Here is a 15,538-nt window from a genome sequence, read left to right on the forward strand (position 1 = left end):
AGTAAGTTAAACCAAGCGTGTTACTAACTCAAGACCTCGTCTCACTTGCTTGCGGTAACGCTTTCGCAACGGGCCGCCGAAGTTCACCCCGGAATTGTGTGCAACTCGGCCACCGGCCTCCGACGTACCGGGTGACCGACCACGAAGGAGAGATCATGCCGAACCCAGTCGTGCACTTCGAGATCATCGGGACCGCTCCCGGCCAGTTGCAGGAGTACTACGGGAAGCTGTTCGGATGGACGTTCGAGCTCGGTGACACCAGCTCCGCGGAGGTGTCCGAGCCGGGCGCGTACGGATTCGTCCCCGACTCGATCGCCGGGATCAACGGCGGTGTCGGGGGTGGCCCGTCACTGCGGCCCAAGGTGCTGTTCTACGTCGGCGTCGAGGATGTCGGGGCCGCGCTCAGCCAGGCGGAGTCACTCGGCGGGCGCCGCGTGTTCGGCCCGGACGGCGCTCCCGGGCAGCTCGTCGTCGCCCAGTTCACCGACCCCGAGGGCAACCTGATCGGGCTCGCCGGCCCGGCGTAATCCGCTGGAGGTGGTGGTCGCCGGGCAGCAGGATGGGGTCATGCACCTGCGCCCGGCGACCGCCGTCGACCTCCCGTTCCTGACCGACATGCTGCTCGAGGCCTGCAACTGGGACGGGACTCCCTGGTACGACGAGGCGAAGGCCCGCGCCGACGACCACGCGTGGCGCTACCTCGCCGACTGGCCGCGGAACACCGACTTCGGGGTGATCGCGGAGGTCGACGGCTCCCCCGCCGGCGCCACGTGGGCCCGGCTGCTCACCGTCGACCGTCCCGGTTACGGGTACGTCGCCGACGACGTACCCGAGCTCACCCTCGGTGTCTCCCCCAGCTTCCGCCGCCGTGGAGTCGCCCGCGCCGCCCTGACCGAACTGATCGCTCAGGCGCGCGCCCTGTCGTACCCGCGCCTGTCACTCAGCGTCGACCCCGACAACCCGGCCCGGAAGCTCTACGAATCGCTGGGGTTCCGGAAGACCGGAGTCGTCGGTACGTCGGACACCATGGTGCTCGGGCTCTAGCCGAAGCCGCGGACGCGGAACTGCATCACGCGGTACGGCCAGCCCGCGTCGGTGTTCCACTGGCTGACCGACAGGTGCATGTCCGACAGCGTCGAGCCCGGGATCACGTACCCGCCGTACAGCTGCGCCACGTGGTTGTCGTCCTCGGACCCCCACGCGCCGCCGTAGATCAGGGTCTGCCGGTACGCCGTGTAGAGGTTCGAGGTCGGCGTGTCCATAATCATCCCGTCGATCCGGTAGTCGCCGGCGTCGAACCAGGTCAGCACCCACTTCCCACCCAGCGGCCGGAGGCTCATCTCGCCGAAGCTCCCGTCGAGGATCGGCGTCGCCGGGTTGCCCCACGCCCACCCGCCGTCGCGGTAGCCCCAGGGCTCGTAGGCTCCCGGGTTCGCGATCTGTTCCTGGCGGACACGCTTCAGGATGATCGGCTTGTTGCGCTGGAAACCGGTCGAGTAGACGTACACGTACCCGTCGTTCCCGAGGCCCCAGGTCAGCAGCTGGAACATCCCGCCGTCGATGTTCGGGTCGAACTTCGCGCCGGTGTGGTACCAGCTGGCGCCGGAGTCGTCGGAGCGCCAGATCTCCGTCCACACGACGTTCCCGAGGCCCTTGTTCACCATCGCGTGCAGGTACATCGACCCGCCGATCGTGATCACGTCGGACGGCAGCACGGTCGAGAACGTCGGGTTGTCGTGCGGGTAGTCCCACAGCTGCTGCGCCGCGTCACCGCCGACCGCGCCGGACCACTTCACGCCGCCGTTCAGGTCCGACGTCGTCGACCAGAGGGCGACCGGCGAACGCCACCAGCCGCCGCCGACCCGCGCTTCTTCGAACGTGTCGCCGAACATGAACAGCAACCGCCCGTCCGGCGTCCGCGCCGGAATCCCGAGATCGGTCGCGGCCATCCGGAACCGGTCGGTCAACCCCGGCCCGGTCAGGTCCGCCACCTTGTTGGTGAGGACTGCCTGGGTACTGCCGAACGCTCGGCCCGGTACGGCGGCCAGCACGCCGGCACCGACCGCGGCCTTGAGGAACGTGGATCGCTTCATCATCTCTGGTGACTCCCAGCATCAACGGGGGCGGACTGATGGGAAATCGATTTCTGCCACACCATCCCGCACCCCCACACCGGAAGTCAACCCTCAAACCCCACCAGCGCCGGCCGGGCCCGATTTCAGCGGTTAACCGTCGAACTGGCCCGTTCACCCCTCGCATGCAGGGGGCGAACGGTCCGTTTGACGGGTTAACCCCTGAAATGGGCTCATGCGACTGATGTGCGGGTCTGGCAGGTCACCGCGGCCCGGCGACCGACCGACCCTGGGCAGTTGCCGCGACCCGGGACCTGGGGAGGATTGTGTGCCGATTCGGGCAGAAACCCTCCCCAACCGCGGCTCGGAGGTCAGCGGCGGGGTGGCGGGCGCAGCGTCCACGCCGAGGGCGTCGCCGTACTTAGCTGCCGGTGGCGACCGGGCGGGTCGGGTTGGTCACCCATTCGGACCAGCTGCCGATGTAGACGGTCGCTGGTATCCCCGCCGACTCCAGGGCCAGCGCCTCGTGTGCAGCCGTCACACCGGAGCCGCAGTACACAGCCACCTCGGTACCGTCGGTAACACCCAGCGCGGAGAAACGCGCGCGCAGCTCGGCGGGCGGCAGGAAGTGCCCGCTCTCGTTGACGTTCGCCCCGGTGGGCGCGTTCACGGCACCCGGGATGTGCCCAGCGACCGGGTCCATCGGCTCCACCTCCCCCGCATACCGCTCCGGAGCCCGCGCATCCAGCAAGATCCCCCTGCCAACCGCAGCCGCAGCGCCCTCCGCATCCAACACAGGCAGATGACCCGGCGTGGCAACAAAGCCGACAGGCACCGCCCCACCAGCCGCGCCGGCGGAACCCGTCCCCGCGGACGCGGGTGGGACCTCGGTTGTCAGCTTTTCGCCGGCGGCTTGCCAGGCGGCTTGGCCGCCGTTGAGGACTCGGACGTTGGTGAGGCCGAAGTACCGGAAGGTCCACCAGGCTCGGGCGGCCGACATGGAGGTGGCGGCGTCGTAGACGACCACGGGGGTGTCGGCGGAGGTGATGCCGAGGCGGTGGAAGATGGCTGTCACGGTGGTTGCGTCGGGCAACGGGTGGCGGCCGGGGCCGGGTGGGCCGGCCAGCTCGGTGTCGAGGTCGACGAAGTACGCACCGGGCAGATGGCCCGCGTCGTACGCCTCCTTGCCGGGCGGGCCCGCGAGGTTCCATGTCACATCAGCGAGCACCGGAGCAGTCCCCAGCGCGCGCAGTTCCTCGACGGTGATCAACGGGCTCACGATGCAGCTCCTCCGAACGGCAGGACCTCGGGTGACAGCGTGGCGCGGGCGCGCGCCTGGGTGAGGCGGCGGCGGTGGTGCCGGCGGCAGAGGACCTCGTACGCGACCTCGTGGTCCCGCGTCTCCATGTCGCCCACCACCAACTGTTCGCCTTCGGTCACCATCTCCCCACTGATCGTACGGGCGTTGTGCGTGGCCCGCTCGCCGCACCAGCACAACGCCTCGACCTGCAGCAGTTCCATCCGGTCCGCGAGCTCCACGAGCCGCGCCGACCCGGGGAACAGTGTGGCCCGGAAGTCGGTCAGGATCCCGAAGCAGAACACGTCGATCTGCAACTCGTCGACCAGCCGCGCCAGCTGCTCGATCTGCAGCGGGCTGTAGAACTGGGCCTCGTCGCAGACCGCGTAGTCGATCCGCCCGCCGTGCGTCAGCTCGCCGACCACGTAGTCCCAGAAGTCGAACTCGTCACGGACCTCGACCGCGTCCGCGGACAGCCCGAGCCGGGACGAGAGCACCGAGTCCCCGGCCCGGTCGCGGCTGGTGAAGATCCGGCCGAGGCGGCCGCGCGCCTTGTGGTTGTGGTCCATCTGCAGCGCCAACGTCGACTTGCCGCAGTCCATGGTTCCGGTGAAGTACAGGAGCTCAGCCACGGGCGAACATCCTGCCAAGTCAACGGACCGTTCCGCACTCCGGGGTGTGTCGGAGGGGTGGGTTGGGTTCTGGGCCCTGGGTCCGTTTGAATGAATCGTGCGCAAACCCCTGCTTCTCGTCCTCGCGGTCTGCCTGCTGGCCGTCTCCGCAGTTCAGCCGGCTGCCGCGGCGCCGGCTCGAGCCGAGGCCGGGCTGCGGGCGTACTTCGTGATCACCGCGCCGAACCAGACCGCCAGGGTCACGGGTGCGATCACGCAGAACGGCGGCGCGGTGTATGCGGCGTACGACGCGATCGGGGTGATCGTGGTGCACTCGACGGCGGCCGATTTCGCGGACAAGCTGCGCGGCGTCGACGGCGTACAGAAGGCCGGCGCGACCCGGACCACGGACCTGCCGGCGGAGGTCGGCAACCCGGCGATCCCGCAGCAGGTGCCGGAGGTCGCGACCACGCAGGCGGAGTCCGACCGCGCGGACATGGCACAGATCGGCGCGGATCGGGCCTGGACGAAGAACCTGGGGTCCAAGAACATCACGGTCGGCGTCCTCGACACCGGCGTCGACGACCAGCACCCGGACCTGAAGGCGAACTTCGACGCGGGCAAGTCGGCGTCCTGCGCGTACGGCAAGGTCGACGCCCGTCCCGGCGCCTGGCGACCGGTCGGCGAGCACGGTACGCATGTCGCGGGCACGATCGCGGCCGCGAAGAACGGCATCGGGATGATCGGCGTCGCACCGGGCGTCCGGGTGTCGTCGATCCGGATCGCGGAACCGGGCAGCCAGCTGTTCTTCCCGGAGAACACGGTGTGCGCGTTCATGTACGCCGCCGACAAAGGCGTCTCGGTGACGAACAACAGCTACTACGTCGACCCGTGGCTGTTCAACTGCCCGAGCGACAAGGACCAGGACGCGATCGCCGAGGCGGTACGGCGGGCGGTCGCCTACTCGGACACCAAGGGCGTCGTGAACGTGGCAGCCGCCGGCAACGAGAACTACGACCTGGCGAACAAGACCGACGACAACACCAGCCCGGACGACTCGACCGTGACCGTCCGGCCGGTCACCAACGACTGCATCAGCCTGCCGACCGAGCTGCCGAACGTCGTCGTGGTCGCGTCCGTCGACCCGACCAGCCTGAAGTCCCCGTTCTCGAACTACGGCGACAACAAGATCAACCTCGCCGCGCCCGGTCAGGCCGTCTACTCGACTGTCCCCGGCGGCGGCTACAAGATCCTCGAAGGTACGTCGATGGCGTCGCCGCACGTCGCCGGTGTCGCGGCCCTGCTCCGCAGTGTGAACCCCAAGCTCACGGCCGCGCAGGTGCGGGCCGAGCTCGCGCAGCAGGCCAACGACCTCGCGTGCCCGGCCGGCTCCACGGGGCAATGCACCGGGTCGACCGCGAACAACTCGTTCTACGGCGAGGGTCTGGTCGACGCAGCCGAGGCGGTCGGTGCCGCGGCCGCGCAGCCGCGGGGCGCGCTCTCGGTCGCCCAGCCGTCCGAGCAGCTCGGCGTCGGCGGGATCCCGGCGTTCCCGCTCCAGATCGAAGGCACCGGCGGCACCGGAGAGATCACCTACACCGCCGTCGGTCTGCCGCCGGGCCTCAGCATCGACAAGACCATGGGCTGGATCATCGGCGTACTCGCACCGGGTTCCGGCCGCTACAAGGTGACCGTCACTGCGCGCGACGGCGAGGCGAAGACCGCGACGACGAGCTTCTTCTGGGACGTCTGGAGTTTCTAGTACCCGGCGTCGACCAGCAGCGGGATCTCCATCTCGTCCGGCGTGAGGGATCCGTGCAGGCCGATCAGCCCGGCCTCCTGTGCGTGCCGACGGCTGGCGACCAGCGCGAGCGGGCCGAGTGCCGCGACGATCACGTCACCGAGCCGCGGCGAGACCCGGTCCTCGACCGTCGGACCGAACCAGCCGCGAGCGATCGCCTCCGCGCGGGTCAGCACCAGCGCCTTGTCGCCGACCCGTGCGCGGTACGTGGCCAGTACGTCGGCCTCCGCGCCCGGCACGCAGTACAGATGACGAAAACGGGACTCGCCGCCGATCAGGCTGACGCCCTCGGTCAGCGCGGGCTCCTCGTCGAGGTCGACCCGGTTCTCGGGGGCGACGTCGATCATCCCGTGGTCAGCGACCACGATCAGTACGGCGTCCCGCGGCAGCGCGGAGCGCACCTGCTGCGCGAACATGTCGGCGGCGGCGAGCTCCTTCTGCCACTGTGCCGAGTCGCAGCCTTGCTGGTGGCCGATGTAGTCGAGCTGCGAGTCGTACACGTACACCAGCGACGACTGACCTTCCCGGCTCGCGAACCGGGTCGCGTCCAGCCGGTCCTCGATGGTGTCCGCACCGCGATGCATACTCCCCCGGAACGCCGCAGCCGTCAGACCTGACTTCTCGAACCGCACCTTGCTCACATTGCGCGTGGCAACACCCGCCGCCATCACCCGGTCGAACACGGTCCCGTGCGGCTGCCACCGCCGCGGATCCACCGGTGCATCCCACTGCAACGCGTTGAGCAGCGCACCGGTCTCCGGAACGATCGACGTGTAGCCGACGATGCCGTGCGCACCTGGCGGCAGTCCCGTGCCGAGGCTGGTCAGGCTCACCGCGGTCGTCGACGGCACCCCCGCGGTCAGACTGCGCCCCGCGAGCGAGGACAGGTACGGCGCAGCGTCGGCGTACCGCTGCAGCAGGTTCCACCCGAGGCCGTCGAAGAGCAGCACGGCGTACCGCGACGCGGGCGGCAGGTCCAGGACGTTGGTCTCCCCCGGCACCGACAGCGCGCCGGCCACCGACGGCAGCACGTCGGCGAGGGCACCACCGCCGTACTGCGGGGAAACCGGGTCGATCACGGCGCTACCTGCTGCTGGTCGCGAACGAGAGCGCCTTCGCGAACTCGAGCACCTGCTGGATCCCCGCCGGGCCGTCCGCGGCGGCGCTGATCCGCAGCGAGATGTCGTCGGCCGCGACCGAGCCGGTGTAGCCGTGGTCGGCCTCGCAGTTCGGGTCGGCGCAGACGGCCGGCTCGAGGTCGATCCGGTTCACCATGCCCCAGCCGATGGTGAGCACGACCTCGCCGCTGCCGGCCACCGCCGGGTCGGCCTTGCCGGTGGCGTAGCCCGCCGGGTTCGGCACGACGCGGTTCACCACGACGGCGTTCACCCGGTGCAGCGGGATCGCCTCGGTGGAGGTCGACGCGTACGGCGCGCGGATCAGCTCGTCGGCGGCGTGCTCGTCGGTGTGCCCGACGATCAGCCGGGTCGGGGTCAGCGCCAGGATCGTGATGTGCCGCCGGACCTCGTCGCGGTCGAACGTCGGCTCGTGCTGCAGGACATAGGCCCGGATCGGCTCGTCGGCGATCGCCACCTCGAGCGAATCGGTCACCACGTCGGGGTAGTAGCCGCACCGATCTATCGCGTCGCGGAGGTCCGCCGACGCATCCGCGAGCTCCGGTGTATTCAGGTCACGCATGACCTCATCCTCGCACGATCGGGCGCCGGAGCGTTCGACCCTGCACCGGGCCTGTGGACAACCGTGATCAGTTCGCACTTGCCTTCCGCAGCACCGGTGCGCCCGCGGCACCCGCGACCGCGACCAGCACGAGGCCCACGATCACCTGCCCGAGCAGCAGAACGAGGCCTGAGCTCCCCTGCGTGATCACCCGCCCGCCGCTGAGCGCCAGCCCGCACAGGGCCCCGAACCCGACCACTGGCAGGCCTACACCGAGCACAGGTACGACGGCCGCGAGCCGGGCGGCCCGCTCGATCACCTGCAGCGGTACGCCGGAACGCCGTAGCGCTCGGGCTGGTGCCGCCTGGTCCAGCGCCGTACCGACTGCGCCGGCGGCCGTGGACGCAGCCACCGTCAGGAACACCAGGGACAGCAGGAGCGCGACGCCGATCCGCATGTCCTGGAAGCTCGGGTTGTCGTTGCCGGACGGCATGAACACCGAGATGAAGCCAGTCACGAACCCGGACAAAACCAGCGCAGCCACGGGCCTGAAGGCACCCTTGGGGTCGTCCACGAGCCGTCGGCCGGCCAGCAGCGTCACGGGCCGGTTTGCGCTGTTGGCCATCGCCTTACCGACCAATTGCACCGCCCACGGCCCGATCACTCGTACAGCAAGGGCTGCGAAGCCCACACCGAACAGCAGCGGCAGGAACGCGCCACGCAGCCCGTAGTACCCAAGGATTGCCGGGCCGACCACCAAGAGACCTGCACGGAGTGCGGTGACGCCCTTACGGGTCTGACCGCGAACGACGCCCAGGGGCGTGATGCTGACGCGACCGAGGCCGATGAGCGCGCTGATGACGGACAGGATCGGAACTGCGACCAGTACGACCAGGACGGTCCACCACTGCACGGTGATGTCGCCGAGGTACCAACGGCCGCCGCCGAGCGGGATCTGCGCGATCAGTGGGCTCAGGGCGGTGTAGCCGACCAGCCCGACCACCGCACCTGCAAGGCCGAGCACGGCTTGCTCTACAGCGCTCAGCCAGAGCACCTGGCTGCGTGTAGCTCCTGCGAGACGCAGTGCGGCCAGCCGGTGTTCACGGCGCTTGGCTGCGACACCTGCTGCCTGTCCGACGAGGCTGAGGATCGGGAACAGCACCAGGGTGATGCCGAACGCGACCGCGATGAGCAGGCCGAGCATACGGCTGTCCCAGACGTTGTCGTTCCAGCTGCTCAGGTACTGCGGGTGTTCGGCTGCGGGGATCGTGTCGACGCCGTGGATGATGACGAACTCCTCCGGCGATGACAGGCCCTTGCTGCTGATGATGCCTGTCGGTTTGTCCACGCCGTACTGCTTGCTGAGGCTCGACCAGTGGTTGGCGACCTCCGGCGACACGTAGACCTCGCCGGGCTTCGGTGCGTGGTCGAGGCCCGGCGGTGCGGGCTCGTTCGGCTTCAGCACCACGAGGTCGAGCACCGTCGTACGGTGGCCGTCCACCGTCTGGTTGTCACTCACGTTGAGCATGCCGACCGCGGTCGCCGGGTCGGCCTTGTCCGCGCTCCGCCACCCGATCCGGTCGGACCGATGCGTCAGCCCCAGCGACCCCGCGATCAGGAACGTCACCAGCAGCGCCACCACGGCCGTCGCGCCGAACGCGGCCAGGTTCGCAGCCCGTCCGCCCGGGCCTGGCCGGCGTACGAACCGCAGCCCGAGGTCCGTCATCGGGCTCATCGGACGGCCCCCGACCCATCCATCCCCGGCCGCGCCGGCACGAGGTGTGCACCGTCGCCGACTCGGCCGTCGACGATGGTGAGGGAGCGGTGGCAGCGGGCGGCTACGGCGTTGTCGTGGGTTACGACTACTACTGCGGCGCCTCGGTACGTGGCAGCGCCGACCAGGAGCTCGATGACCTGCGAGCCGGTCGCCGCGTCCAGCGCGCCGGTCGGCTCGTCGGCGAACACCACCTGCGGCTCGCCGACGAGCGCACGGGCGATGGCGACGCGCTGCGCCTGGCCGCCGGACAGCTCACCTGGGCGGCGGCCGACCTCGGCAGCCAGTCCGACCTGGGACAGCGTGTTCCGCGCCCGGGCGATCGCGTCCCGCCGGCTCAGGCCGTCGACCATCAGCGGCAGCGCCACGTTCTCGTCCGCGGGCAGCTCCGCGAGCAGCTGGTTGTCCTGGAACACGAACCCGAGCCGCCGGCGGCGCATTACCGTCCGGGCCGCGTCGTTCAGCTGGTCGACCCGTTCGCCGCCCAGCCACACCTCGCCCTGGTCCGGCGTGAGGATGCCGGCCAGCACGTGGAGCAGGGTCGTCTTGCCGTTGCCGCTCGGGCCCATCACCGCGAGCGCCTCACCGGAGCGGACGGCCACGTCCACACCGGCCAGGCCGACGACGCTGCCGTAGTACTTGACGAGGCCGTGACCACTGAGCACGACCTGGGGCGCAACCTGGGGACTCTGGAAGTTCATACCCCGGAGCCTTTCGCGATCACCGCCCGCGAACGTCGGACCACGGTCCGGTCTTCGGATCGCCTTCGGGTGCCTTTCGGCGGTCCGGCGTACGACTCAGGTCGTAGTCCGGAACGCCGACGGGAACGCGTCCCGGTAGCTCGGGATGCCGCCGTCCGGCGTCTGCACGGACTCCGCGTTGAGCATCGCGTGCACGATCGCCCGGGTCAGCGTCCGCGCGCCGGCGGCGTACACGGTCTCCAGCTGACCGAGCGCGGCCGGGTCGGTGACGCTCAGCCGCGGGCCTTCCGTCGCGGTGGACAGGGCGAAGATGCTGTCGCCGTCGACGAGCGTGTGGATCGGGTCGATCGCGCGCGCCAGCCCGTCGTGCGCGATCATCGCCATCCGCTTGGTCGCGGCCTTGTCCAGCGGTACGTCGGTGGCGACGACCGCGATGACGGTATTCATCGAGGGACCGGGGATGGGGTTGCCCGCGGCCGGTGGGGGCTCGGTCGGGGTGCTGAGGTTGGCGAACTCGTCGCCGAGGCCGAGGCGGGCGCCGTACAGGGTGCCGTCGGCGTCGATCGTCGAGCCGGCCGCGTTCACGATCACCAGCGCGCCGACCGTCGTACCGTCGTCGAGCCGCACGCTGGCCGATCCGGCACCGCCCTTCAGCGAGCCGGCCCGGGCACCCGCCCCGGCGCCGTGGTTGCCCAGGGCAACCGGTCCGCCGGAGGCCGCGGCGATCGCGTCGGCGCCCCAGGACGGCTCCGGGCGGGCCTTGAAGTCGCCGCCGCGGGCCAGGTCGAAGATCACCGCGGTGGGGACGATCGGCACCACGTCGTGCTCGCCCCGACCGACGCGGACGCCCTGGCCGCGCTCCTCCAGCCAGCGCATCACCGGGCCGGCCGTGTCGAGCCCGAACGCGCTGCCGCCGGTCAGGACGATGGCGTTCACGCCGCCGTTCGAGTTCACCGGCGAGAGCAGGTCGGTCTCGCGGGTCCCGGGCGCGCCGCCGCGGACGTCGACGGCTGCGACCGCTGTGTGTGGGACGTGTACGACGGTCGTTCCGGTCAGGTACGGCGGGTCGAGGCGCTCGACCTGACCTACGTGGATTCCGGGGACGTCGGTGATCGCGTTGTGCGGGCCAGGCTGCATACCGATGATCCTAAATCGGGTTGCGGTGCTGCTTAGCGTGAAAGGCATGAACGCCGATCAATTGTGTGGTCTGCTGGCCGAACCGTCGAGGTTGCGGACGTACTCCGCGATCGTCCTCGGCGCCGCCACTCCTGAGCAGGTGGCCGGGAGTACCGGGTTGGACGCTCCGGTCGTGGCGAAGGCGCTGCAGCGGTTGACCAAGGGCGGGCTGATCACGGCGAGCCGCGAGGGGTTCACGGCGGACGCCGGGGTTTTCAAGGACGCCGTACGCGCGCAGCTGCCCGAGCGGGTTCCGCTGGATCCGGATCCAGCCCGGGACAACGTGCTGAAGTCCTTCATCCGGGACGGTCGGCTGACGCACTTCCCGACGTTCCCGGACAAGTACAAGGTCGTCCTGGAGTACCTCGTGCAGAGCTTCGAGGTCGGTCGCGGGTACCCCGAGCCCGAGCTCAACGAGCTGCTCAACCGCTGGCACCCGGACCACGCCGCACTCCGGCGCGGGCTGGTGGACGCACGCCTGCTGCAGCGAGAGAACAGCGTCTACACACGTACTACGTGAGCCGACGGGCGGGGGTGTCCTGGCGGGGTTTCTCGTTCGGGGCGATGCGGACCCGGGTGTCGAGGACCGTGGTGCCCTGGGCGGAGACCAGGACCGAGCGGAGGTCCAGCCGGACGACCTCCTCGAGGTCCAGGGTCAGCCGGGAGACCCGGTGGAGCAGGTCCTCGATCGCGGAGATGTCCACCGGGTCCGAGCCGCGGTACCCGTACAGCAGCGGCGCGGCCTTCACCTCGCGGACCATCTCCGCGGCGTCCCGCGTCGTCAGCGGCGGCATCCGGTACGAACGATCCCCCAGCAGGTCCGTCGCCACCCCGGACAGCCCGAACGTCACCACCGGCCCGAACGACACGTCCTCGATCGTCGAGATCACCACCGGTACGCCGGGCGGCGCCATCTTCTGTACGACGAACTGCGCCCGGCCCGGATCCGCCGCCACCCCGAACGTCCGGGTCATCTCCGCCCAGGCCGCCCGCATGTCCTCCTCGTCGTGGATGTGCCGCCAGATGTCCGCCAGGTCCGGGCGCATCCGCCACTGCTCCGCGGTCGCCTTCAGGATCACCTCGAACCCGAGGTCCGCGGCCCGCGCCACCGCCTCGTCCGCACTCAGCACCGGGAACGCCGGCAGCACCGGGATCCCGTAGAAGCTCAGGAGCCGCTGTCGGTCCGCCTCGTCGAGGTCCGCGCCGGACGGGTGCCGCTGGAGGAACTCCGCGACGAACTCCTCTCCCCCGGCGGTGTCGATGTCCGGCAGGTCCGGGATCCGGCTGTCCGACCGGCGCCGCCATTCGGCGTACTGCGTCGCCTTCGCCAGCGCGCCCACGGCGTACTGCGGGTTCAGGAACGACGGGATCGATCCGCGCGCCGCTCCCCCGTCCTCGTCCGGCACCCGGAGCTCCTCGGGCACGCTGCGGGACGCGAGGAACGTCGATACGACCGGCTTGTCCGAGTCGGCGGCCGCGGCCGCGAGCACCTGTGCGATCTCGCCACCGCTGGACTGCACCGGCGGCGTATAGATCACCACGACCGAGTGCACCTTGTCGTCGGAGAACACCTCCGACAGCGCCAGCCCGAAGTCGGACGGGGTCGCGTCGGCGCGCAGGTTCCGCGGCTCGCCCGCCACCTCCAGTCCGCAGCTCGCCATCGTGTCGAGCGCGAGCAGGGTCAGGGCGTCCGAGTTCGACACGATCGCCACCCGGCGGCCCTTCGGCAGCGGCTGGTGCGCGAGCAGCTGGGCGACGTCGAACAGCTCGCCGGTGGTGTCCACCCCGATCAGCCCGCTCTGCCGGAACATCGCCTCGATGGTTGCTGGCGGCAACTGGCTGCGCCGGATCATCTGCCCGACCGGCACGCCCTGCGTGGCGCGCCCGGACTTCAGCGCGACCACCGGCTTACGGCCGGCCAGCCGGCGCGCGACCCGGCTGAACTTGCGCGGGTTGCCGAGCGACTCGAGGTACAGCAGCACGACCTCGGTGGCCTCGTCGGAGTACCAGTACTGCATCAGGTCGTTGCCCGAGACATCGGCCCGGTTGCCCGCCGAGACGAAGCTCGACAGGCCCAGGCCACGTCCGACCATGTCGGCCAGGATCGGTACGCCGAGCGCGCCGGACTGGCAGAAGAACGCGACCCGGCCCTTGCTCGGCATCAACGGTGACAGGGTGGCGTTGAGCGACACCCCGGGCGCGGTGTTGATCAGCCCGAGAGCGTTCGGCCCGATCACCCGCATGCCGTACGAACGGGCCAGCCCGACCAGGTACCGCTGCCGTTGCCGCCCCTCGTCGCCGATCTCCGCGAACCCGCTCGACACCACGACCAGCCCGCGGACGCCCTTCGCCGCGCAGTCCAGGACCACGTCCGCGACCATCTCCGCCTTGACCGCGACCACCGCGAGATCGACGGTGTCCTCGACCTCGCGGATCGTCGGGTACGCCGGGACGCCCTCGATCTCGTCCGCTTTGGTGTCGGTGTTGACGGCGTACAGCCGGCCGGGGAATCCGCCGTCTCGGAGGTTCCGGAGCAGCGCGTTGCCGATCGTGCCCTCGCGCCGGCTCGCGCCGATCACCGCGACACTTCCGGGCGTGAGCAGCCGCGCGATCGAGAGCGCCTCGGAGCGCTGCTCACGGGCCTGCATCACGCCGAACGACGTGTCGGTCGGCGCGATGTCGAACTCGACCATGATCACGCCGTCCTCGAACTCCCGGGCGACCTTGTAGCCGGCCTCGGTGAAGACCGTGATCATCTTCCGGTTGTCCGGCAGCACCTCGGCGACGAACCGGTGGATCCCGTTCTCCCGGGCGGCCTGCGCGAGGTGTTCGAGCAGCAGCTGCCCGAGCCCGCGGCCCTGGTGCGCGTCCTCGATCAGGAACGCGACCTCCGCCGTACTCCGGCCGGTGCCCTCGTACCGCCCGACGCCGATCATCTCGTCACCGACCGTGACGATCAGCGCCAGCCGCTGGTGGTAGTCGACCTGCGTGAACCGCGCCACGTCCCGGTCGGACAGCTCCGGGTACGGCGCGAAGAAACGGTAGTACTTCGACTGCTCGGACACACGGGCGTAGAACGCCACCAGCAGGTGGTCGTCGGCCGGCGTGATCGGCCGGAGGTGCGCGGTCGCACCGTCCCGCAGGACGACGTCGGCCTCGTACTCCGCCGGATAGCCGTCCGGCAACGCGTGGTCATACTGGCCCTCGGTCATGGGGCCTCCCGGTCTGGACTGAGGAGCGCAGGGAGCGCAGCGACCGGAGCGACGAGGGAAGACCGGGAGGTCGAGCCCCATGACCCGCCGCGACGGAGTCGTGGCATCAATAGAGTCACTCAGACAGCGTACTCAAACAGCCACACCGGAGGTCGGGAATTTGGTCGAGCGGATCGCGCCGGTTCTGGTGTTCCTGATCGCAGTGACCGTCATCGCGGAGCTGGCGGACCAGGCGAAGGTGTTCGACGTCGCAGCGCGAGAGGCGGCGCACCTGGCCCGCGGCCGGGTCTGGCGGCTCTGGCTGCTGGTCGTCGCGCTCGCCACCGGCCTCACGATCGTGCTGTCCCTGGACACGTGTGCGGTCCTGCTGACACCTGTCGTGCTGTCGATGGCCCGCCAGCTCAACATCCCGCCGAAGCTGTTCGCGTTCACCACGGTCTGGCTGGCCGGTACGGCGTCCCTGCTGCTGCCGGTGTCCAACCTCACGAACCTGCTGGCAGTGCAGCCGTTCCGGGAGCTGGGCGTGAGCTACCTGTCGGTCAGCTGGCGTCCGGCGATCGCGTCGATCGTCATCACGGTGCTGGTGCTCGCGGCGCTGTTCCACCGCGACCTGCCGCGGACGTACGACGTACCGCCGACTCCCGGTGTCGAGGACAAGGTGCTGTTCTGGGGAGCCACCGCAGTGTGCGTGCTGCTCGGGCCGGCCTTCGTGTCCGGCGTGCAGGTGGCGTGGCCGGCCAGCATCGGGGCGCTCGTCCTGGTCGGGTTGTTCGCCGTACGGCGAAGGAGCGCGCTCAAGTGGTCGCTGATCCCGGTCAAGCTGGTCGTGACCGTTGTCGTGCTGTTCACCGTGGTGGGGTTCCTGAGCTCACACGGGCTCGAGGACGTCCTGCGGCGCGTAGCCGGGACGACTTCTGAGCTTCGGCTGAGTGCGACGGCTGCGGTCGGGGCGAACCTGTTCGACAACCTCCCGGCGTACCTGGCGATGGAACCGGTCGCCTCGAACAGCCCGCACCGCATGCTCGCACTGCTGATCGGCGTGAACTGCGGCTGCTTGCTGACACTGTGGGGCTCGCTCGCCACGCTCCTCTGGCGGGCGCGCTGTGACGCGGCCCGGGTGCAGATCTCGTGGTGGTCGTTCCTGTGGCGCGGACTGATTCTGACGCCACTCGTCGTCACAGGAGCCGTCCTCGCCCTGAATGGGTAGTGTGCGCTGC

The 15,538-nt window shown here is 70.0% G+C and carries 14 protein-coding genes; 5 read left to right on the plus strand and 9 right to left on the minus strand.

The window, feature by feature from the left end:
* Nucleotides 1-155 precede the first annotated feature (155 nt).
* Nucleotides 156-527, plus strand: a complete 372-nt coding sequence (locus tag JOF29_RS19750; protein WP_209695630.1) for a VOC family protein — start codon at nt 156-158, stop codon at nt 525-527.
* Nucleotides 528-567: 40 nt separating this feature from the next.
* Nucleotides 568-1,044, plus strand: a complete 477-nt coding sequence (locus JOF29_RS19755) for a GNAT family N-acetyltransferase (protein WP_209695631.1) — start codon at nt 568-570, stop codon at nt 1,042-1,044.
* Here the strand turns inward: JOF29_RS19755 and JOF29_RS19760 are convergent.
* The 3 genes from JOF29_RS19760 to JOF29_RS19770 all read right to left on the minus strand — a co-directional run bounded on the left by JOF29_RS19760 (nt 1,041) and on the right by JOF29_RS19770 (nt 4,001).
* Complete coding sequence (locus tag JOF29_RS19760; protein ID WP_209695632.1) at nt 1,041-2,096, minus strand: glycoside hydrolase family 183 protein; 1,056 nt, start codon at nt 2,094-2,096, stop codon at nt 1,041-1,043. The two genes, JOF29_RS19755 and JOF29_RS19760, sit on opposite strands and share 4 nt — an antisense overlap.
* Nucleotides 2,097-2,493: 397 nt before the next feature.
* The gene (locus JOF29_RS19765) at nt 2,494-3,351 is read right to left on the minus strand and encodes a sulfurtransferase (protein ID WP_209695633.1); all 858 of its coding nucleotides are present in this window, start codon (nt 3,349-3,351) and stop codon (nt 2,494-2,496) included.
* Complete coding sequence (locus tag JOF29_RS19770) at nt 3,348-4,001, minus strand: thymidine kinase (protein ID WP_209695634.1); 654 nt, start codon at nt 3,999-4,001, stop codon at nt 3,348-3,350. The genes JOF29_RS19765 and JOF29_RS19770 overlap by 4 nt, the downstream gene beginning before the upstream one ends.
* Before the next feature lie 97 nt (nt 4,002-4,098).
* On the opposite strand from JOF29_RS19770, the gene JOF29_RS19775 reads away from it, so the two are divergent.
* Nucleotides 4,099-5,742, plus strand: a complete 1,644-nt coding sequence (locus JOF29_RS19775; RefSeq protein ID WP_307863478.1) for a S8 family peptidase — start codon at nt 4,099-4,101, stop codon at nt 5,740-5,742.
* Here the strand turns inward: JOF29_RS19775 and JOF29_RS19780 are convergent.
* The 5 genes from JOF29_RS19780 to JOF29_RS19800 form a co-directional block, all read right to left on the minus strand.
* Nucleotides 5,739-6,860, minus strand: coding sequence for an alkaline phosphatase family protein (locus tag JOF29_RS19780; protein WP_209695635.1), 1,122 nt, complete (start codon nt 6,858-6,860; stop codon nt 5,739-5,741). The two genes, JOF29_RS19775 and JOF29_RS19780, sit on opposite strands and share 4 nt — an antisense overlap.
* Nucleotides 6,861-6,864: 4 nt before the next feature.
* On the minus strand, nt 6,865-7,479 hold the full coding sequence (locus JOF29_RS19785; RefSeq protein WP_209695636.1) for a DUF5998 family protein: 615 nt from the start codon (nt 7,477-7,479) through the stop codon (nt 6,865-6,867).
* A gap of 67 nt (nt 7,480-7,546) precedes the next feature.
* The gene (locus tag JOF29_RS19790; protein WP_209695637.1) at nt 7,547-9,193 is read right to left on the minus strand and encodes an FtsX-like permease family protein; all 1,647 of its coding nucleotides are present in this window, start codon (nt 9,191-9,193) and stop codon (nt 7,547-7,549) included.
* Nucleotides 9,190-9,933, minus strand: coding sequence for an ABC transporter ATP-binding protein (locus tag JOF29_RS19795; protein ID WP_209695638.1), 744 nt, complete (start codon nt 9,931-9,933; stop codon nt 9,190-9,192). The genes JOF29_RS19790 and JOF29_RS19795 overlap by 4 nt, the downstream gene beginning before the upstream one ends.
* 96 nt (nt 9,934-10,029) lie before the next feature.
* A complete protein-coding gene (locus tag JOF29_RS19800) occupies nt 10,030-11,070 on the minus strand; it encodes a P1 family peptidase (protein WP_209695639.1) in 1,041 nt (346 codons plus the stop codon).
* A 46-nt stretch (nt 11,071-11,116) separates the two neighbouring features.
* Between JOF29_RS19800 and JOF29_RS19805 the strand changes: the two genes are divergently transcribed.
* Entirely contained in the window at nt 11,117-11,629 is a 513-nt protein-coding gene (locus JOF29_RS19805) for a DUF2087 domain-containing protein (RefSeq protein ID WP_209695640.1), read from the plus strand.
* Here the strand turns inward: JOF29_RS19805 and JOF29_RS19810 are convergent.
* Nucleotides 11,622-14,321, minus strand: a complete 2,700-nt coding sequence (locus JOF29_RS19810; RefSeq protein WP_209695641.1) for a bifunctional acetate--CoA ligase family protein/GNAT family N-acetyltransferase — start codon at nt 14,319-14,321, stop codon at nt 11,622-11,624. The two genes, JOF29_RS19805 and JOF29_RS19810, sit on opposite strands and share 8 nt — an antisense overlap.
* A gap of 160 nt (nt 14,322-14,481) precedes the next feature.
* Here JOF29_RS19810 and JOF29_RS19815 point away from each other — a divergent pair, with 160 nt between their 5' ends.
* Entirely contained in the window at nt 14,482-15,528 is a 1,047-nt protein-coding gene (locus tag JOF29_RS19815) for an ArsB/NhaD family transporter (protein ID WP_245357679.1), read from the plus strand.
* Nucleotides 15,529-15,538 lie beyond the last annotated feature (10 nt).

Source organism: Kribbella aluminosa (genome assembly GCF_017876295.1).
Taxonomy (GTDB): Bacteria; Actinomycetota; Actinomycetes; order Propionibacteriales; family Kribbellaceae; genus Kribbella; species Kribbella aluminosa.

Coding starts and splice junctions, on each gene's coding strand:
- JOF29_RS19750 (WP_209695630.1), top strand. CDS start 156: ATGCCGAACCCAGTCGTGCACTTCGAGATCATCGGGACCGCTCCCGGC.
- JOF29_RS19810 (WP_209695641.1), bottom strand. CDS start 14,321: ATGACCGAGGGCCAGTATGACCACGCGTTGCCGGACGGCTATCCGGCG.
- JOF29_RS19790 (WP_209695637.1), bottom strand. CDS start 9,193: ATGAGCCCGATGACGGACCTCGGGCTGCGGTTCGTACGCCGGCCAGGC.
- JOF29_RS19805 (WP_209695640.1), top strand. CDS start 11,117: ATGAACGCCGATCAATTGTGTGGTCTGCTGGCCGAACCGTCGAGGTTG.
- JOF29_RS19785 (WP_209695636.1), bottom strand. CDS start 7,479: ATGCGTGACCTGAATACACCGGAGCTCGCGGATGCGTCGGCGGACCTC.
- JOF29_RS19760 (WP_209695632.1), bottom strand. CDS start 2,096: ATGATGAAGCGATCCACGTTCCTCAAGGCCGCGGTCGGTGCCGGCGTG.
- JOF29_RS19755 (WP_209695631.1), top strand. CDS start 568: ATGCACCTGCGCCCGGCGACCGCCGTCGACCTCCCGTTCCTGACCGAC.
- JOF29_RS19795 (WP_209695638.1), bottom strand. CDS start 9,933: ATGAACTTCCAGAGTCCCCAGGTTGCGCCCCAGGTCGTGCTCAGTGGT.
- JOF29_RS19800 (WP_209695639.1), bottom strand. CDS start 11,070: ATGCAGCCTGGCCCGCACAACGCGATCACCGACGTCCCCGGAATCCAC.